Raw genomic sequence first — 21,625 nt, 5'->3', positions numbered from 1 at the left:
CCGTCCAGCAACTGGAGGGGGCGCCCCCGCAGAAGCCCATGATAGGCGGGAGGGGGCGTACCGGACCGGCACAATGGCCGGAACGGTCGAGTTCCGGGTTACTTCCTCAGCAGGCCCAGAGCCACGATGCAGGCGAACCACAGCAGACCGATCACGACGGTGATGCGGTCCAGGTTGCGCTCGGCGACCGAGGAGCCGCCGACCGACGACTGCATGCCGCCGCCGAACATGTCGGAAAGGCCACCGCCCTTGCCCTTGTGCATCAGCACGAGCAGCATCAGCAGGGCGCTGAAGACGATCAGGGCGATCGAGAACCCCAAAATCACGGCTGATTCCTACTTTCTGGCTTTTCTGGCTTTCCGGCTCTGCTGGGAGGTGCGCGGGGGCCAGTGGCTGGTGGTGCAGCCTCCTGGCCCCCGCAAGGGTACGACGGATCCGTCCTGCCGCATACTCGCTGCGGGGACGGCCGGGGCCTACTGGTCCCGGAAGCGGACGATCTTGACGAACTCGTCCACGTCCAGCGCCGCGCCACCGATCAAGGCGCCGTCGACATCGGGCTGGGCCATGATCGCGGCGATGTTCCCGGCCTTGACGGAGCCGCCGTACTGGATGCGGACCTTGTCGGCCAGCTCCTGCGAGTACAGCTCGGCCAGGCGGCCGCGGATCGCCCCGCAGACCTCCTGGGCGTCCTCGGGGGTGGCGACCTCGCCGGTCCCGATGGCCCAGACGGGCTCGTAGGCGATCACGATGGACTCGGCCTGCTCGGCCGGGAGGTCCTTGAGGCCGCCGTCGACCTGGGCGAGCGTGTGCTCGACCTGTCGGCCGGCCTTGCGGACGTCGAGGCCCTCCCCGACGCACAGGATCGGGGTGATCCCGTGGCGGTAGGCGGCCTTGACCTTGGCGTTGCAGAGTTCGTCGCTCTCGCCGTGGTACTGGCGGCGCTCGCTGTGGCCCACGGCCACGAACGTGCAGGTCAACTTGGCCAGCATCGGGCCGGAGACCTCACCGGTGTAGGCGCCGGAGTCGTGCGCCGAGATGTCCTGGGCGCCGTACTTGATCTTCAGCTTGTCGGCGTCGACCAGGGTCTGGACGGAGCGCAGGTCGACGAAGGGCGGCAGGACCGCGACCTCGACGGCGTCGAAGTCCTTGTCGGCGAGCGAGAAGGCGAGCTTCTGGACGTGGGCGATGGCCTCGATGTGGTTGAGGTTCATCTTCCAGTTGCCCGCCATCAGCGGGGTGCGCGTGGTCATTGAGGGTCAGACCTCCAGTGCGGCGAGGCCGGGGAGCGTCTTGCCCTCGAGGTATTCGAGGGAGGCGCCGCCACCGGTCGAGATGTGGCCGAAAGCGTTCTCGTCGAAGCCGAGCGTGCGCACGGCGGCGGCGGAGTCCCCGCCGCCGACGACGGTGAACGCGTCGCTGTCTACGAGGGCCTGCGCGATCGCGCGGGTGCCTCCGGCGTAGTCGGGGTGCTCGAAGACGCCCACGGGACCGTTCCAGAAGACGGTCTCCGCGTCGGCGATCTTCGACGCGTACAGCTCACGGGTCTTGGGACCGATGTCCAGACCCTCCTTGTCGGCGGGGATCTTGTCCGCGTCGACGGTGATGAAGTCGGCCGGGGTCTTGCCCTTGAGGTCGGGGAAGTCCGTCGAGGCGAGGATGTCGACCGGCAGGACCAGCTCGACACCGTTCTCCTCGGCCCGGGCCATGTACTCCGTGACGACGTCCACCTGGTCCTTCTGGAGCAGGGAGATGCCGACCTCGTAGCCCTTGGCGTACAGGAAGGTGTACGCCATGCCGCCGCCGATGAGGATGCGGTCGGCCTTGCCGAGCAGCTGGTCGATGACGGCGAGCTTGTCGGAGACCTTGGCGCCGCCGAGCACGACCACGTACGGGCGCTTCACCTCGGCGGTCAGCTTCTTCAGGACGCCGACCTCGGTGGCGATGAGGTAGCCCGCCGCGTGGGGCAGGCGCGCCGGGAGGTCGAAGACCGAGGCGTGCTTGCGGTGGACGGCGCCGAAGCCGTCGCCCACGTAGAGGTCGGCGAGCTCTGCGAGCTCGTCCGCGAAGGCGCCGCGCTCGGCGTCGTCCTTCGAGGTCTCGCCCGCGTTGAAGCGCAGGTTCTCGATGACGGCCACCCGGCCGTCGGTGAGGGCCGCGACGGTCTCCTTGGCGGAGGAGCCGACGGTGTCGGTGGCGAACGCGACCTCGGCGGCGAGCAGCTCCCCGAGCCGCTTGGCGGCCGGGGCCAGCGAGAAGGCCGGGTCCGGGGCGCCCTTGGGGCGGCCCAGGTGCGAGGCGACGATCACGCGGGCGCCGGCTTCGGCGAGCTTCGCGATGGTCGGCTGGACGGCACGGATGCGTCCGTCGTCGGTGATCTCGGTGCCGGCGAGCGGCACGTTGAGGTCCGCGCGGACGAACACCCGCTTGCCGGAGACGCCCTCGGCGAGAAGTTCGTCGATCGTCTTCATGTGTTTCTTACTCCTTATCCCCACGCGGGGTTTCCGTCCCGACCTGGGTGAGAGGGTACGAGACAAGCCACAGGGCCCGTGCGGCGCATCGTCGCGCCACCCGGACCCTGTGCCTCACATCGTGCTGCCTGCCGTGACGATCAGAGCTGACCGCCGACGAACACGGTCAGGTCGACGAGGCGGTTGGAGTAGCCCCACTCGTTGTCGTACCAGCCGATGACCTTGACCTGCGTACCGTCCTGAACCATCGTCAGGGACGCGTCGAAGGTGCAGGAGGCGGGCCAGTTGACGATGTCGGAGGAGACGATCGCGTCCTCGGTGTAGTCGAGGATGCCCTTGAGCTGGCCCTCGGCGGCCTTCTGGAACGCCGCGTTGATCTCTTCCTTGGTGGTCTCGCGGGAGAGCTCCAGGACGAGGTCGGTGACCGATCCGGTCGGGACAGGGACGCGCATGGCCATGCCGTCCAGCTTGCCCTTGAGCTGCGGGAGGACCAACGCGGTGGCCTTGGCGGCACCGGTCGAGGTCGGGATGATGTTCTCGGCGGCGGCGCGGGCGCGACGCAGGTCCGAGTGCGGGAAGTCGAGGATGCGCTGGTCGTTGGTGTAGGCGTGGACCGTCGTCATCATGCCCTTGACGATGCCGAAGTTCTCGTCGAGGACCTTGGCCATCGGCGCAACGCAGTTGGTGGTGCAGGAGGCGTTGGAGATGACGTGGTGGTTGGCCGCGTCGTACTTGTCCTGGTTGACGCCCATCACGATCGTGATGTCCTCGTCCTTGGCCGGAGCCGAGATGAGGACCTTCTTCGCGCCGGCCGCGATGTGCTTGGCGGCGTCGGCCTTCTTCGTGAAGATGCCGGTCGACTCGATGACGATGTCGGCGCCCAGCTCGCCCCAGGGCAGGTTGGCGGGGTCGCGCTCGGCGAACGTCTTGAAGGTGTTGCCGTCGACGGTGATGGTGTCGTCGGTGTGCGAGACCTCGGCCTTGAGGCGGCCGAGGATCGTGTCGTACTTGAGCAGGTGCACCAGAGTGGCGTTGTCAGTCAGGTCGTTGACACCGACGATCTCGATGTCCGCTCCCTGCTCAAGGAGCGCCCGGAAGTAGTTGCGGCCAATACGACCAAAACCATTGATGCCTACGCGGATCGTCACGAACCGATCTCCTCGTTGGTGCGCCGGTAAAAGTCCCCCGGCGAGCTGTATGGGATGTCCCCGACCGCTTACGACCCTACCTCTCCGTGAGCTTCTGAGTGACATCGGCCGACGGCTGACACTCCCCTGCTTCCCAGGAATGACACCGCGAGGTCCCGTACCGGACGTGCCGGTACGGGACCTCTGGGACCTTGTCCCCGTTACCCGGAGTGAGGGCCGGCTAAGCCTCGGATCAGTGGTTCAGCGAACGGAGTGCCTTACCGACGAGTACGGCTCGGTCCGCCGCCGTCGGGACGTGTTCCAGGCCGAAACCCAGGAGGACGGTGTCACGCGTAGTGACAGCGGCATAGGACTTGAAGAGCTCCCCGGACCTGTACCAATCCCCCGGGACGACGGGACTTCCGGGCGGTGCGCCCTGTGCCGTCCAGGCTCCCAGCGAGGCCTCGAAGCCCTCGACGGTCTGGTCCGTCCCGCCGACGGCGAGCCGTGCCTCGTCCGCGAAGACGCCCCGGCCGCCCGCCCCGCCGTCGGTGATGTACGACAACGAGACCTCGACGGACTTGCCCGCGTAGGCGCTCAGGTCGAAGGAGACCTGCTTCCAGCCCCCCGAGGAGCCGGTGAAGCTGTTCCACGCCCCGCTGCTGCCGTGCGGCGCGCAGCCGCCGGCGGTCAGGTCGAGGTAGTGGCGCAGGAAGGGGTGTCCGTTGACGAAGAACCCGGCCTCGCACTCGGCGGGGACGGCGGTGCTGCTGAGCCCGCCGGCCTCGGGCAGCGTGGTCCAGTCCTCCGCCCCGGTGGTGTGCGCCTCCAGGACGGCGTGGTCGTAGCCCTGCTCGGTGTTCCAGTTGAGCGCCATCTTGAGCTTCGGCGCGTCGGCCGCGGACACCTTGGTGAGGTCGATGGTGCGGGTCAGCCGCTTCCATTCGTTGTCCTCGTGGGTGGCCGAGGCCATCCCGGTGCCCGCGTAGGGGGCGTACGGGTTCACGACCCCGGCGTACTGGCCCGCCTGCGCGCTCTTGAACTGCGGGAACCGCGCCGGTGGCAGGGTCTCGGATGTCACCGAGAAGGCGCCGGGGGCGTCGAGCGGGTTGTCCGCCGCGTCCCCGAGGCCGCCCTTGGCGCCGGCGAGGGCACCCGCGCCGGTGAAGGCGGTGGGCCTGCTGACGCCGGCCCGGCCGTAGGCGCCGAGGTAGTACTGGCTGAAGTCGTCGGTGACGGCGCGGCCGACCCGGGCGTTGCCGCCCGCGAGCTCACCGGCCTCGATCAGCTTGCCGCCCTCGTTGAGGAAGTCGCGCACCGCGAGTTGGGTTTCGCCGCCGGGGGCCTTGGCCCCGGTGTAGTGGACGACGGTGCGGAAGTGGGAGAGCACCCCGAGGTGGTGCGGCACTCCCTGGGTGGCGACGTCCCAGACGGCGGCCTTCTTGCCGTTGGCACGCAGGGCGTCGACGTATTCCCGGGCGTGGGTGGCCTTGGCGCCCTCCTCGGCGATCACGAGGACATCGGCGTCGCGGGGCCGCTCGGCCACCGTGTAGGTGAAGTGCTCACTGGAGACTTCCCTGCCCCGGTCGCGGCCGGTGAACCAGACCTCGACCTTGTCGCCCGGCTTGGTGCCGTCCACCTTGGCCCGGTACTCGTCGAACCAGTTGTCGTCGTCGCCGCCGTAGACGTCGCCGCCCTTCCAGGCCTTCAGCCCGTCGTCGTGCGTACGGCCGCCGTTGACCCGGAACTTGAGCTGCTTGTCCCCCAGCGCCTTGCGGGCGGTGACGGAGACGGTCTGGTCCTCGCCGCGCTGCACGTAGGAGGTGGTGAAGGGGTCCACGGTGAAGTCGGCGGCGCTCAGACCGACGGAGGACACCGGTCGGTCCGGGTGCGCGGCGCTCTCGGCGACGGACAGCGCGAAGGGGACGTTCTTGGCGAACTCGGCCTGGATGAGCTTCTCGTCGTCCGGGAAGTTGAAGACGGACGGGCAGTCCTCGGGCTTCCACCGGTCGTTCGGATCGACGGCGGAGGCCGTCTGGCAGGTGCTCATCTCCGGCGTGAACATCATGACGCCGTTGACGTTGGCCGCGTGGCCGTCGGCCTCGCCGTTGGTGGTGTAGAGCTCGGAGGACACCTGCGGGTAGTAGCCCGGGACGGCCGAGTGCTCGGGAGTGCCGGCGAGCGCCTTGTAGGCCACGTCGTCGGGGGTGGGGGTGGCGACCTGCCAGCCCACTCCGTAGAGCAGCAGCTCGGCGGCCGAGTGGTAGTTGATCGCGTACCGGAAGCCGACGCGCTTCTCGAACGCGTCGAGGGCGACGGTCTCGGGCTCGGAGTTCGCCTTCGGGCCGCGGTAGGTCTCGCTCGACGGGCTCTCGGAGGAGCCCTCGTTGTCGTACCCCCACCGGTAGGCGAAGTTCCGGTTCGGGTCGACCCCGTCGACGGCGGTGATCTTGCCATCGCCGTCGTTGTCGCGCAGGTTCTTGCGCCACAGCCGCTGCCCGTCGGGGGCGTGCGTGTAGTCGTAGCCGTCGGGGTTGGCGGAGAGCAGGAACCACATCTCGGTCGAGTCCACCAGCTTGGTGACGCGCTGGTCCTTGCCGTAGCCGTCGAGCGTCTGGTGCATCAGCCGCCGGGTCATCTCCGGGGTGATCCACTCGCGGGCGTGCTGGTTGGACATGTAGAGCACCGAGGGCTTGGCGCCGTCCTTGGTCTTCTTGGCGTCCTTGGTGACCTTCAGGGCGAGGATGTCCTTGCCCAGGACGGTCTTGCCGATGGAGACGACCTTGGTGAGGGACGGGTTGGCCCGCGCGGTGGCGAGGATCTCCTCCTGGAGGCCGCCCTTGCCGCTGTACGGGCGGAACACCCCGTCCCCGGGGGCCTGCGCGCGGGCGGACGGGGCGATCTTGCGCTCGGTGATCTTGACGCCCTGTGCGGCGAGGCCCCTGGCCTGTCCCGCGGTGAGGAACAGTTCGACCTTCGCCGTCCCGGTCTCGGGCGGGCGCTCGGCCAGTTCGTGGGCGTCCTGGCCGGCGGCGAGGACGAGCGGGATCTGTTCCTTGGTGATGGCGGCGTCGTAGACCCGGACCTCGTCGGAGGCCGCCGCGGCTCCGCTGTCCGCCGTGGGTCGGGCCTGTGCCGCTGCGGGTAAGGCGGCCAGTGTGGTTCCGATGACGAGTGCGCTTGCGGCGAGGATCGATCTCGCGCGGTGCCTCATGTGCCCCCCTGGGCGTCGTCTGCCACGAAAGCGTTGGCAGCCAGGCTCACGATCGCCCATGCCCATGTCAATGGGGCGTACGGAGAGGGGCCCGCACGATCACCCGTGCGGGCCCCTGTTCGCCGTGCTCCGTGCCGAGGTCGGCGCACCCGCGCCCGGGGCGGGGTCAGCCCACCATGTTGTCGGCGAGCTCCTCGCTGAGGTCGAGGTTCGACTCGGTGCCCGGGATGCCGAGGTCCTGCGCCCGCTTGTCGGCCATCGCCAGCAACCGGCGGATGCGGCCCGCGACCGCGTCCTTGGTCAGCGGCGGGTCGGCGAGCGCGCCCAGCTCCTCCAGGGAGGCCTGCTTGTGCTCCATGCGCAGCCGGCCGGCCGCGGCGAGGTGCTCGGGGACCTCCTCGCCCAGGATCTCCAGGGCGCGCTGCACGCGGGCACCTGCGGCCACCGCGGCCCGCGCCGAGCGGCGCAGGTTGGCGTCGTCGAAGTTGGCGAGGCGGTTGGCGGTGGCGCGCACCTCGCGCCGCATCCGCCGCTCCTCCCACGCCAGCACCGACTCGTGGGCTCCCAGCCGGGTCAGCAGCGCGCCGATCGCGTCGCCGTCTCGGACCACGACCCGGTCCACCCCGCGCACCTCGCGCGCCTTGGCGGCGATCGAGAGCCTGCGGGCGGCGCCCACCAGGGCCAGGGCGGCCTCCGGGCCGGGGCAGGTGACCTCCAGCGAGGAGGACCGGCCCGGCTCGGTGAGCGAGCCGTGGGCCAGGAAGGCGCCGCGCCAGGCCGCCTCGGCGTCACAGGTGGCCCCGGAGACGACCTGCGGCGGCAGACCCCGGATGGGGCGACCACGGCCGTCCACGAGACCGGTCTGGCGGGCCAGCTGGTCCCCTCCGGCCACGACGCGGACGACGAACCGGCTGCCGCGGCGCAGCCCGCCCGGGGCCATCACCACCAGGTCCGAGGAGTGCCCGAAGATCTCCAGGATGTCCTTGCGCAGACGTCTGGCGGCGATACCCGTGTCCAGCTCCGCCTCGATGACGATGCGGCCGCTCACCAGGTGCAGCCCGCCCGCGAACCGAAGGATCGCCGAGACCTCCGCCTTCCTGCAGCAGGTCCGGGTGACGGGGAGGCGGGAGATCTCATCCTTCACCGCGGGCGTCATCGCCATGGGCCGATCCTTCCATGCATCCGAAAAATACGGTCGTACGCGGCGGCCAGCAGCTCCGGATCGTGCTTCGGAGTACCGTCCTGCCTGGCCACGGGCGCCAGCTCGACCGCGGCACCGAACCGTTTGGCGGCATCGGCCAGGGATTCGCGATCGGGCACGGCGGCCTCGTCGGCCAGCACCACGTCCAGGGCGAGTTTAGGGGCGTGTCGGGCCAAAACCTCCAAATGACGCTGCGGAGAGAAGCCCTCTGTTTCGCCGGGCTGCGGCGCGAGGTTCAGCGAGAGCACCCTGCGGGCCTTCGTCGCGATGAGCGCGTCGAGCAATTCCGGCACCAGCAGGTGCGGGATCACCGACGAGAACCAGGACCCCGGGCCGAGCACCACCCAGTCGGCGTCGAGCACGGCGGCGACCGCCTCCGGCACGGCCGGCGGATCGCCGGGGACGACCTGCACGGACAACACCTCGCCGGGGGTCAGGGCCACCGTGGCCTGCCCCCGTACGGTGTCCACGTCCTCCGGACGCGCCGGGTCGTGGCCCTTGACCAGCGCCTGGAGCTCCAGGGGGACCGCGGACATCGGCAGCACCCGGCCCTGCGCGCCGAGCAGCTTGCCGACCAGGTCGAGCGCCTGCACGGGGTCTCCGAGCTGCTCCCACAGGGCGACGATCAGCAGATTGCCGACCGCGTGCTCGTGGAGGTCACCGGCGGACTGGAACCGGTGCTGGATGACGCGGGCCCAGGTCTGGCCCCACTCGTCGTCCCCGCACAGCGCGGCGAGCGCCTTGCGCAGGTCACCGGGGGGCAGCACGCCGAGCTCCTCCCGGAGCCGGCCGCTGGAGCCGCCGTCGTCGGCGACGGTGACCACGGCCGTCAGCTCGTCGGTGATCCGGCGCAACGCGGCGAGGGAGGCCGACAGGCCCATGCCCCCGCCGAGCGCGACGACCTTGGGGGCGACCACCTTGGCGGCGGCGCGCCGTCCTGCGCGGCCCGCGCCGTCCTCGCCCCGGCCGGGGGCGAGCCGGCGCAGGCGGCGCAGGCGCAGGGAGCGTCCGGTCACTCGCGCCCCATGTCCCGGTGGACGACGACGGTCTCTACTCCCTCGGAGGCGAGGCGGGCCGCGAGCTTCTCGGACATGGCCACGCTGCGGTGCTTGCCGCCCGTACAGCCGACCGCGATGGTCACGTACCGCTTGCCCTCGCGGCGGTAGCCGTTGGCGATCAGCTGGAGCAGCTCGGTGTACCGGTCGAGGAACTCCTTGGCGCCGGGCTGGCTGAATACGTACCCCGACACCTCCGCGTTGAGCCCGGTGAAGGGGCGCAGCTCCGGCACCCAGTGCGGGTTGGGGATGAAACGGCAGTCGACGACGAGGTCGGCGTCGACGGGCAGGCCGTACTTGTAGCCGAAGGACATGACGGTGGCCCGCAGCTCGGGCTCCTCGTCGCCCGCGAACTGGGCGTCCATCTTGGCGCGCAGCTCGTGCACGTTCAGGCTGGAGGTGTCGATGACGAGGTCGGCGTCACCGCGCAGCTCGCGCAGCAGGTCGCGCTCGGCGGCGATGCCGTCGACGATGCGCCCGTCACCCTGGAGGGGGTGGGGGCGGCGGACCGACTCGAACCGGCGGACCAACGCGTCGTCGGAGGACTCCAGGAAGACGATGCGGCGGGTGACGCCGCGGGCCTCCAGGTCGGCGAGGGACTCGCGCAGGGCGTCGAAGAACTGGCGACCGCGGACGTCGACGACGACCGCGATGCGCGCCACGTTGCCCTGTGAGCGGGCGCCGAGTTCCACCATGGTGGGGATCAGCGCCGGCGGGAGGTTGTCCACGACGAACCAGCCGAGGTCCTCCAGGCACTTGGCCGCGGTACTGCGGCCGGCCCCGGACATCCCGGAGATGATCACCAGCTCGGGGATGGCCGCCTCGGCGGTATCGCCGGGCTCCACTGTCGTGCCCGTACTCACCTGTGCTCCGTCTCGGTCGTGCTCGGTCTCGCTCTGATCCACTGCGTGCCGCTCCGCGGCATTCTCGTCGGCGGTGTGTTCGTTCGCTGGGCGCTCGGTCATGGCGTGATCCCCCGTTCGGACGACGTTCCCGCAGACGCGGGAGTCTCATCCTCAATGATCTCTCCTGTCGCCATGTTGACGGCAGGACGGGCGGGGACGGCCTGGGCGAGCGCGGCGGCCACGGTCTCGGCCGTCTTGCGACCTATGCCCGGAACCTCGCAGATCTGGTCGATTGTCGCCTGTCTCAGCTTCTTCACCGAACCGAAGTGCTTGATCAGGGCCTGCTTGCGGCTCTCGCCGAGGCCCGGCACCTCGTCCAGCGGGCCGGCCTTGAACCGCTTGCCGCGCTTGTTGCGCTGGTACTGGATGGCGAAGCGGTGGGCTTCGTCACGCACCCGCTGGAGCAGGTAGAGGCCCTCGCTGGTGCGGGGAAGCACCACCGGGTCGTCCTCGCCCGGCAGCCACACCTCCTCCAGCCGCTTCGCGAGTCCGCACACCGCCACGTCGTCGATCCCCAGCTCCTCCAGGGCCCGCTTGGCGGCCGTGACCTGCGGCCGGCCGCCGTCGACCACGACGAGCTGCGGGGGGTACGCGAAGCGCTTGGGGCGCCCGTCGTCCTCTTCGGGCCCGTCCGACCCGCCGTCCTCGGGGGACCACTCCCCGGTCTTGAGCTTCTCCTGGAGGTAGCGCCGGAAGCGCCGGGAGACCACCTCGTGCATGGACCGGACGTCGTCCTGTCCCTCGAACGACTTGATCTGGAAGCGCCGGTACTCGCTCTTGCGGGCCAGTCCGTCCTCGAAGACGACCATGGAGGCCACCACGTCGTCACCCTGGAGGTGGGAGATGTCGAAGCACTCGATGCGCAGCGGCGCGCCGTCCAGCTCCAGGGCCTCGGCGATCTCCTCCAGGGCGCGGGAGCGGGTGGTGAGGTCGGCGGCCCGCTTGGTCTTGTGCAGGGCGAGGGACTGCTGCGCGTTGCGGTGGACGGTCTCCATGAGCGCCTTCTTGTCGCCGCGCTGCGGGATGCGCAGGCTGACCTGGGCGCCGCGCCGCTCGGCGAGCCACTGGCTCAGCACCGGCGTGTCCTCGGGCAGGGCGGGGACCAGCACCTCCTTGGGGACGGCCTCGCCCTTCTCCTCGCCGTACAGCTGCTGGAGCGCGTGCTCGACGAGCCCGGCGGTGTCGACGGCCTCCACCTTGTCGGTGACCCAACCGCGTTGGCCGCGGACCCGGCCGCCGCGTACGTGGAAGATCTGCACGGCGGCTTCCAGCTCGTCCTCGGCGACGGCGATGAGGTCGGCGTCGGTGGCGTCGGCGAGCACGACGGCGTTCTTCTCCATGGCCCGGCGCAGCGCCCCCAGGTCGTCGCGCAGCCGGGCGGCCTTCTCGTACTCCATGTCCTCGGCGGCCTCGTGCATCTGCCGTTCGAGCCGGGACAGGTAGGTGCCGGTGCGTCCGGCCATGAAGTCGCAGAAGTCCTCGGCGAGTTCGCGGTGCTCGTCCGGGGTGACGCGGCCGACGCAGGGCGCGGAGCACTTGCCGATGTAGCCGAGCAGGCAGGGGCGGCCGATCTGCGCGGAGCGCTTGAACACGCCCGCGGAGCAGGTCCGTACCGGGAACACCCGGAGCATCAGGTCGACGGTCTCGCGGATCGCCCAGGCGTGGCCGTAGGGGCCGAAGTAGCGCACGCCCTTCTTCTTGGGGCCGCGCATGACCTGGACCCGGGGGTACTCCTCGTTCATGGTGACGGCGAGGGAGGGGTAGCTCTTGTCGTCCCGGTACTTGACGTTGAACCGGGGGTCGAACTCCTTGATCCAGGAGTATTCGAGCTGGAGCGCCTCGACCTCGGTGGAGACGACGGTCCATTCGACGGACGCGGCGGTCGTCACCATCGTGGCGGTACGGGGGTGCAGGTTCGCTACGTCCTGGAAGTAGCTGGCCAGGCGTTGGCGCAGGCTCTTGGCCTTCCCGACGTAGATCACCCGGCGGTGCTCGTCGCGGAACTTGTAGACGCCCGGGGTGTCGGGGATCTGCCCCGGCTGGGGGCGGTAACTGGAAGGGTCGGCCATGCCAACCACCCTACTGTCGCCCAACGACAACCCACCCCACGCCTCTCCCCTGGCCGGGGGTACGTGGGCGCGGACGCGTCCGGCCCCGGGCCGCCGGGGCCCGAGGCGGCACGCCGCGCGAGGGGTCGAGGGCGCCCGGCCCCGGGGCGGGGCGCGACGGGTACGGGCCCGAGTGGGCCCGACCGCGCCACGGGCCACGCGACGGGTACGGGCCGCCCACGGTGCCGTCCCGAAACCCGGGCCCGCTGCGGCCGGCCCCCCGCAAGCCGACCCGAAGCCGAGGGCCGCGCCGGCGGTCGGAGCGGTGCCCCGCAGGCACCCACCCTCAGGCCAGGGCCTGCGCACGCGCCGAACCCCGGGCCGGGCCCCAGGACCCGACGACCCGCCACCCCGGCGCGGGGGGGAGCAGCCCGCGGCACGCCGCCCCGGAAGACGGGGGCGGCCGGGCCGGGATGGAGCCCTGCGGGACCCGTCCCCCGGACGGGGTCCCGCGCACGCGCCAGACCCGGGCCGCGCCCCAGGACCCAACGACCCCGCGACCTCGGGCGGGAGGAGCAGCCCGCGGCACGCCGCCCCGGAAGACGGGGGCGGCCGGGGCCGGGATGGAGCCCTGCGGGACCCGTCCCCCGGACGGGGTCCCGCGCACGCGCCAGACCCGGGCCGCGCCCCAGGACCCGCCGACCCGCCACCCCGGCGCGGGGGGGAGCAGCCCGCATGACGACCGCGCCCCCGACCCGGGCCCGGGCCCGAGGATCAACCATCCTGCACGCCGGGCGAGGTGGAGCCCCGCAGGGAGCCGTCCCCCAGGCAGGGTGAGGGCCCGAGGACGACCCCGTCAGGCGCGCCCGGAAGACGGGGGCGGCCGGGGAGGGGGCAGGGACCCGTCACCCCGGGGGAAGCAGCCCGCATGGCAACGGGCCCAGGGGGACAAGGGCCGGCCGTCGCACTTCGTCACCGGCACCCCCCGGGGGGCCCGAGCGCCCGCGGGCGGGGTGACCGCCTCGGCGCGGGTGGCGAGGGGCGTCCCGCGTGCCGAGCCCGGGCCGCAAGGGCCCGCCGTCCCGGCGGGACGGCGGGCCCGGTGGGGCGGCGGGCCCGGTGGGGCGGGTTACGGCCGGTGTGTGCGGCGGCGGAGCAGCAGCACCCCCGCCCCGCCCAACGCCAGCGCCCCGGCGGTCCCGACGACCCCGGCGGAGCCGCCCGCCGAGCCGCCTCCGGAGCCACCGGCCGGGCCGGTGGCGGAGCCCTCCGCGTACCCCCCGGCCTTGCCGGCCTTCGCGTACGCCGACCCCGGAAGCTTGTCCCCGTACGCCCGTGCGACCCGCGCCCGGTACGCCGCCAGGCTCGTGCCCCCGGCGCCCACGGCCCGCTCCGCGTCCTCGTCCAGCGGCAGCACCCTCGCGCCCCGAGCCACGTACCACGCGTCGATCTGCGGCTCCCGGAACACCGTCCCGCCCGGCAGCTTCTGCTCGCCGAGCCGCGCGTAGCGGAACTCGTCGTCGCCGGTGGCTATGTTCACCACCTGCCACCCGGCCTCCGTCCGGGCCGTCCACAGCGAGGCCTGTTGGCCGTCCGAGGCGACCGCCTTGCTGGCGAGGAACTCCAGCCGGGCGACCGGCGCGCCGGCCTTGCCCGCCACGAAGTCCGGCGAGAGGTAGTTCACCGGGATCGCCTCGCCGTCCACCCGCGGCTGCGCGGCGGTCACGGCGACCTTGCCCTCCCGCGCGAAGAACCGGGACAGGGTGGCCAGCGACTCGGGCGCGGCGGCCGCCTGCCCGGCCGCCGCCCTCACCTCGGCGGTCGCGGACTGCGGCTGGGGTACGGGGGCGGCCTGGGCCTGTGGGGACAGCGCCAGGCAGGCGGCGGTGGCGAGGACCGCGACGGCGGCGGCGCGCAGCTGGTCGGCGTTCACGCGGTCACGCTCCGATCCGGTAGAGCGAGTGGGTCCAGGAGAAGGTGTCGTTGTCGACGTACCAGGCGTGGGAGGCCCAGTTGTAGCGGTTGTTGGAGGGCCAGGGGTCGCCCCAGTACACCCAGCTGTTGGCGGTGTCGTAGCCGTAGAGGACGTGCATGTGCCCGCCGCCGTTGGACCACTGGATGCGGGTCTCCACCGGGCGGTTGGCGTTGATCTCGGTCTGGACGGTCGAGTACTGGAGCCAGCCGGTCACGTAGGAGCCGGAGTTGATGCCCGCCCAGCGCAGGGCCGTCTGGACGTTGCCCAAGCTGGCCTGGTTGTTGGGGCATTCGGTGCCCTGTTGGCGGTTGAAGGCGGCGTTGCAGAACTGGTTCTGGCTGTAGTCGCGGCCGAACCAGCCGGCGATGGTGTTGCCGGAGGCGGCCCAGCACCAGTTGGTCTTCTGCTGCGCCTGCATCGTGATGTTCAGACGGTTGTAGGACTGGGTGGACTGCGCGCCGGCATCGGCGGCGGCGGTGGCATCGGCGGCGGCGGCGGTGGCGGTGGCGGTGGCGGTGGCGGTGGCGGTGGCGGTGGCGGTGGCGGTGGCGGGCAGTGCGAACAGCAGGGCCGTGAGGAAGGCGGCGGCCAGGGAAAGCCGCCGGTGGGGGTTGCGCATCGCGTTCCTCCCGTGGGGGGAGTGGGGATTGGAGGAGCGCGTCCGGACGCTGAGGAGGAGCATCAGGGCGTTGTCGCGAGCAGGTCAACAGGCTTGAATGCGACGTGACATCGCGGTGTGAACGTCGGGACGCCGGTGTGAACGGCGACCGTCCCGTCACCTGGACCACAGAGGTCACCGGCGCGGTCCCCCGCCCCGCCACCCGTGAACGTTCACAGGAAGGAGTGGCGCCGTGCGGCCGAACGCCGACAGCGACCCGGACCTGCAGCGACTGTTGCACGCCGGCCCCTTCCACCTCGCGCTGCGCGCCGCGCTGACGGCCCGCGGCCTGCCCCTGCACCGGGTGCAGCACCGGCTCGCGGTCCGGGGCATCAAGGTCGGCGTGACCAGCCTCAGCTACTGGCAGCAGGGGGCCCGCCGCCCACAGCGCCCGGAGTCGCTGAAGGCCGTGGGGGCCCTGGAACAGATCCTTGAGCTGCCCGAAGGAACGTTACTGCGGCTGCTGTCCGCCCCCGGGACCGCCGGGCCCGAGGCCAACCGCCCACCCGCCCGTCCGTACCGGGCGCTGGTCGACGCCGGCGCGGCGGTCGACGCGCTGCTGGCCGGCCTGGAACTGCCCGTCGACGGCGGCCTCCACACGGTCGGCCACCACGAGCGGGTGCGCGTCGGCGCGGGCGGCGAGCTGCTGGACCGCGCCTCGCAGCACGTCGTACGGGCCCATCGCGACGGCGTCGACCGCTACCTCGCCGTCCACCACGGCGACCCGGGCTGCGACCCGGAGCGCATCCGCGTCCGCGCGGGAGAGAACTGCCGGACCGGACGCGTACGGTGGCACCGCGAGGCCGGGGTGATGGTCGCCGAGCTGCTCTTCGACGCCCGACTGCGCGCCGGCGACACCTACCTCTTCGGCTACGGCTTCGAGGACGGCACGGGGGGGCGCTGCACCGAGTACGTACGCGGGTTCACCTACTCCGGCGGCCAGTACGTGCTCCAGGTCCGCTTCGACGAGGCGGCGCTGCCCGTGCGCTGCCGGCGCTTCGCCCGCAGCGGCCCCGGCGCGCCGCGCACCGGCCTGAGCGATCTGACCCCCAGTGGACGACACCGGGCCGTGCACCTGGTGGAGGAGACGGTGCGGCGCGGCATCCTCGGCATCGCCTGGGACTGGGACTGAGCCGCCCCTCACGATCGGCTCGCTCAGCCGGCGATGAGCTTGCCGCCCTCCGCCTTGACGGGGACGGGGGCCAGCGGGTCGGCGGCCGGGCCCCGCAGCACCTTGCCGGTGGCCACGTCGAAGCGGCTGCCGTGGCAGGGGCAGTTGCCCTGCCCTTCCACGATCTTGTCCAGGATGCAGCCCGCGTGCGTGCACTGGGCGCTGAACGCCTTGTACTGGCCCTGCGCCGGGCAGCTGACGACGAGCTTCTGCTCCCGGTACAGTTTCGCGCCCCCGACCGGGACGTCGGTCGCCGCGCCGAGCTCGACCGGCGCGCCCGGCACGGCCGGGGAGCCCTCCGCCCCGCCCGCCTTGGTGGAGCAGGCCGCGAGGGTCAGCCCGGCTCCGGCGACCCCGGCGAGGGCGGCCGCGCCCTTGAGGACGGTACGGCGGGCGGCTGACTGTGACGCGGACATGCGGTGCTCCTGATGTCGTGGGGCCGGCGGCCGGCCGGGCCCGCCCGACGATACCGCCGCGCGATGCGGTACTTTCCCCCGCGTGATCGTCGTCGGCGGAGAAGCCCTGATCGACCTGGTGCCCCTCGCGGAGCCGCCGGGAGCCCTCGTGCCCCGGCCCGGCGGCGGGCCGTACAACACCGCGCTGGCGCTCGGACGGCTCGGGGAGCGGGTCGCCTTCTGCTCCAGGGTCTCGACCGACGGCTTCGGCGAGAGCCTGCTGGCAGGGCTGCGGGCCGCCGGGGTCGACCTCTCGCTGGTCCAGCGCGGGCCGGAGCCGACCACGCTGGCCGTGCCCTCCCTGACTGCGGACGGCTCGGCGGAGTACCGCTTCTACGTCGAGGGCACCGCCGACCGGCTGTTCGCCCTGCCGCCGGCGCTCCCCTCCGGCGCACGGGCTTTGGCGCTCGGGACCTGTTCACTGGTGCTGGAGCCGGGGGCGAGCGCGTACGAGGCCCTGCTGCGCCGGGAATCCGGGCGCGGGTTGACGACCCTGCTGGATCCCAACATCCGCCCGGCCCTGATCGCGGACCCGGACGCCTACCGGAAGCGCTTCTTGCGCCGGCTGCCGTACGTGTCCGTGTTGAAGCTGTCGGAGGAGGACGCGGCCTGGCTCGGCGGCCGGGTCGACGACTGGCTGGCGGCCGGCCCCTCGGCGGTGGTGCTGACCCGGGGCGCCGCAGGGCTGACGGTACGGACGCGGGAGGGCGCGGAGCACACGGTGGCGGCCCGCCCCGTGGCCGTGGTCGACACCATCGGCGCGGGCGACACCGTCAACGCGGCGCTGCTGCACCGCCTGGTGGGCGCGGGCGGCCCGGTGGACTGGCCGGACGCACTGGCCTACGCCGCCCGCGCGGCGGCGCTGACCTGTACCCGGGCGGGCGCGGAACCCCCGTACGCGGCGGAGCTCAGCGGATAGCCGCCCACAGGGTGCCGGCCACGGCGGAGGCGAACTCCTCGACCGGCCGCACCACTTCCTCGCCCGAGAAGTGCAGGAAGAAGGCCCGTTGGAAGCAGGCGCCGAGCAGCAGGGCGGCGGCGGCCTCCGGATCGGCGTCCGGACGCAGCCGCCCGCGCTCGCGCTCGCGGCGCAGGTGTCCGGCCAGGGCGTCACGGACGACGTGGGGCCCGGTGCCGATCTGCTGGACGCCCTCACGGTGGCGGGTCAGCAGTGCGGGCTCGGCGAAGAGCGAGGCGGCCATGGGCATGGCGTCGGCGTAGAAGAGCGAGGCGTGGCGGGCGATGGAGACGAGGCCCTCCTCGACCGGGCGCCCGTCGTGCTCCGCGCCGAGCTCGGCCATGAGCGGTCCGGCGTTGGGGGTGCGCTCCATGAGGACGCGGACGAACAGCGCCTCCTTGTTGGCGTAGTGCTTGTAGAGGGCGGCCTCCGAGCAGCCCGCCTCACGGGCGATGGCCTTGGTGGTGGTGTTGGCCAGGCCGACGGTACGCATCAGCGTCTCCGCCGCGTCGAGCAGCCGCTCGGGGGTGGGACGGCTTGACTTCGAGGTGAGCATTCACTCACTCTAAGGGTGTGGCAGGGTGAGTGAATACTCACCCACCCAACGTGGAGGCGGGAGCCAGGCATGAAACTCACGGTGTTCGGAGCGACGGGCGGCGTCGGCCGCGAGGTCGTCCGGCAGGCACTCGATGCCGGTCACGAGGTGACGGCGGTGGTCCGCGACCCGGCACGGCTGCCGGTGCCGGCGCACGAGCGGCTTCGGGTGGCGGTGGTGCGCGATCTGACGGACGAGAGCGCGCTGGTGCCCGTCCTGACGGGGCAGTCCGCGGTGATCTCGACGCTGGGCTCCGCGAGCAACAAGCAGGCGCGGCTGGCCCCGGTCACCGGGCCGGCGGTGCGGGCCATCGTGGCGGCCATGGACAAGGCGGGGGTGAGCCGTCTCGCGGCGGTCAGCGCGGTGCCGATCGGACCGGACGTACCGGAGGACGGGGTGCTGACCCGGAAAGTTTTCCTCCCCCTGCTGCGCCGGGCGCTGCGGGACGTGTACGCGGACCTGGCGGTGATGGAGGCGACGATCCGTTCGAGCGGCATCCGGTGGACGGTGATCCGCCCGCCGCGCCTGCTGAACCGGGCGGGTACGGGGCGCTACCGCCGGGTGATCGGGGCCAATGTGCCGGGGGCCCGGGTGATCGCCCGCGCCGATGTCGCGGACGCCCTCCTGGCCTGTCTGACCGACCCGTCCACCTTCGACCAACCGGTGGGCGTGGCGAACTGACCCCGCCGGGGCGGCGTGGCCACCCCCGCCCGGAGGCGGCTACGCCCTCGCGGGGGCGCGCCGTGGGCGGGCGGGGGGCGAGGGCGGGCGGGGGGCGAGCCCCCGCCCGCCCCCTGCGTCAGGCCTTGCGGGCCCGTACCGCCTTCTTCGGCGCGGCGGCGGTCTTGGCCGCGGTCTTGGCCGGGGCCTTGGCCGCGGCCGTCTTCTTCGCCGCGGCCCGCTTGCGGACCGGCGCGGCGGCCGGGGCCGCGTCCGAGATGCGGTCCGCTCCCAGGATGTCCCGCAGGAACTTGCCCGTGTGGCTGGCCCCGACCGAGGCGACCTGCTCCGGCGTCCCCTCGGCGACGACGAGACCGCCGCCGTAACCGCCCTCGGGGCCCATGTCGACGACCCAGTCGGCGGTCTTGATGACATCGAGGTTGTGCTCGATGACGATCACCGAGTTGCCCTTGTCCACCAGCCCCGACAGCACCTTGATGAGCTTCGAGATGTCCTCGAAGTGCAGTCCGGTCGTCGGCTCGTCCAGCACGTACACCGTCCGACCCGTCGACCTCTTCTGCAGCTCCGACGCCAGCTTCACGCGCTGCGCCTCGCCACCCGACAGTGTCGGGGCCGACTGGCCGAGCCGGACGTACCCGAGACCCACCTCGTTCAGCGTCCGCAGGTGCCGCGCGATCGTCGGCACCGCCTCGAAGAACTCCAGCGCCTCCTCGATCGGCATGTTCAGGACCTCGGCGATGGACTTGCCCTTGTAGTGGACCTCCAGCGTCTCCCGGTTGTACCGGGCGCCGTGGCACACCTCGCACGGGACGTACACGTCCGGCAGGAAGTTCATCTCGATCTTGATCGTGCCGTCGCCGGAGCAGTTCTCGCACCGGCCGCCCTTGACGTTGAAGGAGAAGCGGCCAGGCAGGTAGCCGCGCACCTTCGCCTCCATCGTCTCCGCGAACAGCCTGCGCACGTGGTCAAAGACACCCGTGTACGTCGCGGGGTTGGACCGCGGCGTCCGCCCGATCGGCGACTGGTCGACATGCACGACCTTGTCGACCAGGTCGTCGCCCTCCACGCGGGTGTGCCGGCCCGGCACCGACCGGGCGCCGTTCAGCTCGCGCGCCAGGTGCGTGTACAGGATGTCGTTGACCAGCGTCGACTTGCCGGAGCCGGAGACACCGGTCACGGCCGTGAGCACGCCCAGCGGGAAGGACACGTCGATGTCCCGCAGGTTGTTCTCCTTGGCGCCGTGGACGGTCAGCTTCCGCTCCCCGTTCACGGGACGGCGCACGTCCGGCAGCGGGATGGACCGCTTGCCCGACAGGTACTGCCCCGTCATCGACTCACTGTTCTTCAACAGGTCCTTGAGCGAGCCGCTGTGCACCACCTTGCCGCCGTGCTCTCCCGCGCCCGGACCGATGTCCACGACCCAGTCGGCCACCTTGATGGTGTCCTCGTCGTGCTCGACCACGATCAGGGTGTTGCCCATGTCCCGCAGCCGCACGAGGGTCTCGATCAGGCGGTGGTTGTCCCGCTGGTGCAGGCCGATGGAGGGCTCGTCCAGCACGTACAGCACGCCGACCAGACCGGAGCCGATCTGGGTGGCCAGCCGGATGCGCTGGGCCTCGCCACCGGAGAGGGTGCCCGCGGCGCGGTTCAGCGAGAGGTAGTCCAAGCCCACGTCCACGAGGAAGCGGAGCCGCTCGTTGACCTCCTTGAGGACCCGCTCGGCGATCTTCTTGTCGCGGGCGTCGAGCCGCAGCTGCCCCAGGAAGTCGGCGCACTCGCTGATCGACATCGCGGCGACGTCGGCGATGGACTTCTCCATCACCGTCACCGCGAGCACGATCGGCTTGAGCCGGGTGCCCTCACAGGTCGGACAGGGCACCTCGCGCATGTAGCCCTCGAAGCGCTCGCGGCTCGCGTCGCTCTCGGACTCCGCGTGCCGCCGCTTGACGAACGGCACGGCGCCCTCGAAGGCGGTCGTGTACGCCCGCTCGCGCCCGTACCGGTTGCGGTAGCGGACCTCGATCTGGGTGCGGTGGCCGTAGAGCAGGGCCTTCTTGGCGCGCTGCGGCAGCCCGGCCCACGGGATGTCCGTACGGAAGCCCAGCTCGCCCGCGAGCGCGCCGATCAGCCGCTGGAAGTAGTCCTTGGTGTGACCGAGCGACCACGGGGAGACCGCACCCTCGTCCAGGGACTTGTCCTCATCCGGGACGATCAGGTCCGGGTCCACCTCCATGCGCGTGCCGATGCCCGTGCACTCGGGGCAGGCGCCGAACGGCGAGTTGAAGGAGAAGGAACGCGGCTCCAACTCCTCGAAGGACAGGTCGTCGTACGGGCAGTAGAGGTGCTCGGAGAACATCCGCTCGCGCTCGGGGTCGTCCTCGGCGAGGTCGACGAAGTCCAGGATCACCATGCCGCCGGACAGGCCGAGGGCCGTCTCCACGGAGTCCGTGAGCCGGCGCTTGGCGGAGTCCTTGACGGTGAGGCGGTCGATGACCACCTCGATGGTGTGCTTCTCCTGTTTCTTGAGCGTGGGCGGCTCGGAGAGCTGGATCGTCGTCCCGTCCACCCGGGCCCGGCTGTAGCCCTTGGTCTGGAGGTCGGCGAAGAGGTCGACGAACTCGCCCTTGCGCTCGCGCACCAGCGGCGAGAGCACCTGGAAGCGGCTGCCCTCGGGCAGCGCGAGCACCTTGTCGACGATCGCCTGCGGCGACTGGCGCGAGATCGGCCGGTGGCACTCGGGGCAGTGCGGCTTGCCGATGCGGGCGAACAGCAGGCGCAGGTAGTCGTAGACCTCGGTGATCGTGCCGACGGTCGAGCGCGGGTTGCGCGAGGTGGACTTCTGGTCGATGGAGACGGCCGGGGAGAGGCCCTCGATGAAGTCGACGTCGGGCTTGTCCATCTGCCCGAGGAACTGGCGGGCGTACGAGGAGAGCGACTCGACGTAGCGGCGCTGCCCCTCGGCGAAGATCGTGTCGAAGGCCAGGGAGGACTTGCCCGAGCCCGAGAGTCCGGTGAAGACGATGAGGGAGTCGCGGGGCAGGTCGAGCGAGACGTTCTTCAGGTTGTGCTCGCGAGCGCCACGAACGATGAGACGGTCGGTCACGCCGGTCCGCA

At 71.8% G+C, this 21,625-nt stretch carries 17 protein-coding genes; 3 read left to right on the top strand and 14 right to left on the bottom strand.

Going from position 1 to position 21,625, the window contains the following annotated elements; translation table 11 throughout:
- Positions 1 to 98: 98 nt before the first annotated feature.
- From secG to ACV7NM_RS24040, 11 genes are all read right to left on the bottom strand, one after another.
- The gene (secG, locus tag ACV7NM_RS24090) at positions 99 to 320 is read right to left on the bottom strand and encodes a preprotein translocase subunit SecG (protein ID WP_190182709.1); all 222 of its coding nucleotides are present in this window, start codon (positions 318 to 320) and stop codon (positions 99 to 101) included.
- 153 nt (positions 321 to 473) lie between these two features.
- Positions 474 to 1,250, bottom strand: coding sequence for a triose-phosphate isomerase (gene tpiA, locus ACV7NM_RS24085; RefSeq protein ID WP_463412224.1), 777 nt, complete (start codon positions 1,248 to 1,250; stop codon positions 474 to 476).
- A gap of 6 nt (positions 1,251 to 1,256) precedes the next feature.
- Positions 1,257 to 2,468, bottom strand: coding sequence for a phosphoglycerate kinase (locus tag ACV7NM_RS24080; RefSeq protein ID WP_463412223.1), 1,212 nt, complete (start codon positions 2,466 to 2,468; stop codon positions 1,257 to 1,259).
- A gap of 140 nt (positions 2,469 to 2,608) precedes the next feature.
- Positions 2,609 to 3,616: a type I glyceraldehyde-3-phosphate dehydrogenase gene (gene gap / locus ACV7NM_RS24075; RefSeq protein ID WP_463412222.1), complete on the bottom strand. Its 1,008-nt coding sequence runs from the start codon at positions 3,614 to 3,616 to the stop codon at positions 2,609 to 2,611.
- Between the two features lie 232 nt (positions 3,617 to 3,848).
- Positions 3,849 to 6,809 (bottom strand): M14 family metallopeptidase, encoded by a 2,961-nt coding sequence (locus ACV7NM_RS24070; protein ID WP_463412221.1) that lies wholly within the window; start codon positions 6,807 to 6,809, stop codon positions 3,849 to 3,851.
- 166 nt (positions 6,810 to 6,975) lie between these two features.
- On the bottom strand, positions 6,976 to 7,971 hold the full coding sequence (gene whiA, locus ACV7NM_RS24065; RefSeq protein WP_136216875.1) for a DNA-binding protein WhiA: 996 nt from the start codon (positions 7,969 to 7,971) through the stop codon (positions 6,976 to 6,978).
- On the bottom strand, positions 7,962 to 9,026 hold the full coding sequence (locus ACV7NM_RS24060) for a gluconeogenesis factor YvcK family protein (protein WP_463412220.1): 1,065 nt from the start codon (positions 9,024 to 9,026) through the stop codon (positions 7,962 to 7,964). Before ACV7NM_RS24060 ends, whiA begins: the two co-directional genes overlap by 10 nt.
- Positions 9,023 to 10,030, bottom strand: a complete 1,008-nt coding sequence (gene rapZ / locus ACV7NM_RS24055) for an RNase adapter RapZ (RefSeq protein WP_463412219.1) — start codon at positions 10,028 to 10,030, stop codon at positions 9,023 to 9,025. The genes ACV7NM_RS24060 and rapZ overlap by 4 nt, the downstream gene beginning before the upstream one ends.
- Positions 10,027 to 12,039: an excinuclease ABC subunit UvrC gene (gene uvrC / locus ACV7NM_RS24050; protein WP_463412218.1), complete on the bottom strand. Its 2,013-nt coding sequence runs from the start codon at positions 12,037 to 12,039 to the stop codon at positions 10,027 to 10,029. The genes rapZ and uvrC overlap by 4 nt, the downstream gene beginning before the upstream one ends.
- A gap of 1,108 nt (positions 12,040 to 13,147) precedes the next feature.
- Positions 13,148 to 13,951 (bottom strand): hypothetical protein, encoded by an 804-nt coding sequence (locus ACV7NM_RS24045; RefSeq protein WP_463412217.1) that lies wholly within the window; start codon positions 13,949 to 13,951, stop codon positions 13,148 to 13,150.
- Positions 13,952 to 13,955: 4 nt separating this feature from the next.
- Positions 13,956 to 14,612, bottom strand: coding sequence for a papain-like cysteine protease family protein (locus ACV7NM_RS24040; protein WP_463412216.1), 657 nt, complete (start codon positions 14,610 to 14,612; stop codon positions 13,956 to 13,958).
- Between the two features lie 232 nt (positions 14,613 to 14,844).
- On the opposite strand from ACV7NM_RS24040, the gene ACV7NM_RS24035 reads away from it, so the two are divergent.
- Positions 14,845 to 15,783, top strand: a complete 939-nt coding sequence (locus ACV7NM_RS24035; protein WP_463412215.1) for a hypothetical protein — start codon at positions 14,845 to 14,847, stop codon at positions 15,781 to 15,783.
- A gap of 23 nt (positions 15,784 to 15,806) precedes the next feature.
- Here ACV7NM_RS24035 and ACV7NM_RS24030 read toward each other — a convergent pair whose 3' ends face one another.
- Complete coding sequence (locus ACV7NM_RS24030; protein ID WP_463412214.1) at positions 15,807 to 16,238, bottom strand: Rieske (2Fe-2S) protein; 432 nt, start codon at positions 16,236 to 16,238, stop codon at positions 15,807 to 15,809.
- An 82-nt stretch (positions 16,239 to 16,320) separates the two neighbouring features.
- On the opposite strand from ACV7NM_RS24030, the gene ACV7NM_RS24025 reads away from it, so the two are divergent.
- Positions 16,321 to 17,196 (top strand): carbohydrate kinase family protein, encoded by an 876-nt coding sequence (locus ACV7NM_RS24025; protein WP_463412213.1) that lies wholly within the window; start codon positions 16,321 to 16,323, stop codon positions 17,194 to 17,196.
- On the opposite strand, the gene ACV7NM_RS24020 is transcribed toward ACV7NM_RS24025, so the two are convergent.
- Positions 17,186 to 17,791, bottom strand: coding sequence for a TetR/AcrR family transcriptional regulator (locus ACV7NM_RS24020; protein WP_463412212.1), 606 nt, complete (start codon positions 17,789 to 17,791; stop codon positions 17,186 to 17,188). The genes ACV7NM_RS24025 and ACV7NM_RS24020 overlap by 11 nt on opposite strands.
- 69 nt (positions 17,792 to 17,860) lie before the next feature.
- On the opposite strand from ACV7NM_RS24020, the gene ACV7NM_RS24015 reads away from it, so the two are divergent.
- Entirely contained in the window at positions 17,861 to 18,511 is a 651-nt protein-coding gene (locus ACV7NM_RS24015) for an NAD(P)-dependent oxidoreductase (RefSeq protein WP_463412211.1), read from the top strand.
- A gap of 118 nt (positions 18,512 to 18,629) precedes the next feature.
- Here ACV7NM_RS24015 and uvrA read toward each other — a convergent pair whose 3' ends face one another.
- Complete coding sequence (gene uvrA / locus ACV7NM_RS24010; protein WP_463412210.1) at positions 18,630 to 21,614, bottom strand: excinuclease ABC subunit UvrA; 2,985 nt, start codon at positions 21,612 to 21,614, stop codon at positions 18,630 to 18,632.
- Positions 21,615 to 21,625: the final 11 nt, after the last annotated feature.

The organism is Streptomyces sp. Tek67B01, assembly GCF_055231995.1.
The sequence above is the reverse complement of the archived record's forward strand: the minus strand, read 5'-3'. Positions and strand labels throughout refer to the sequence as shown.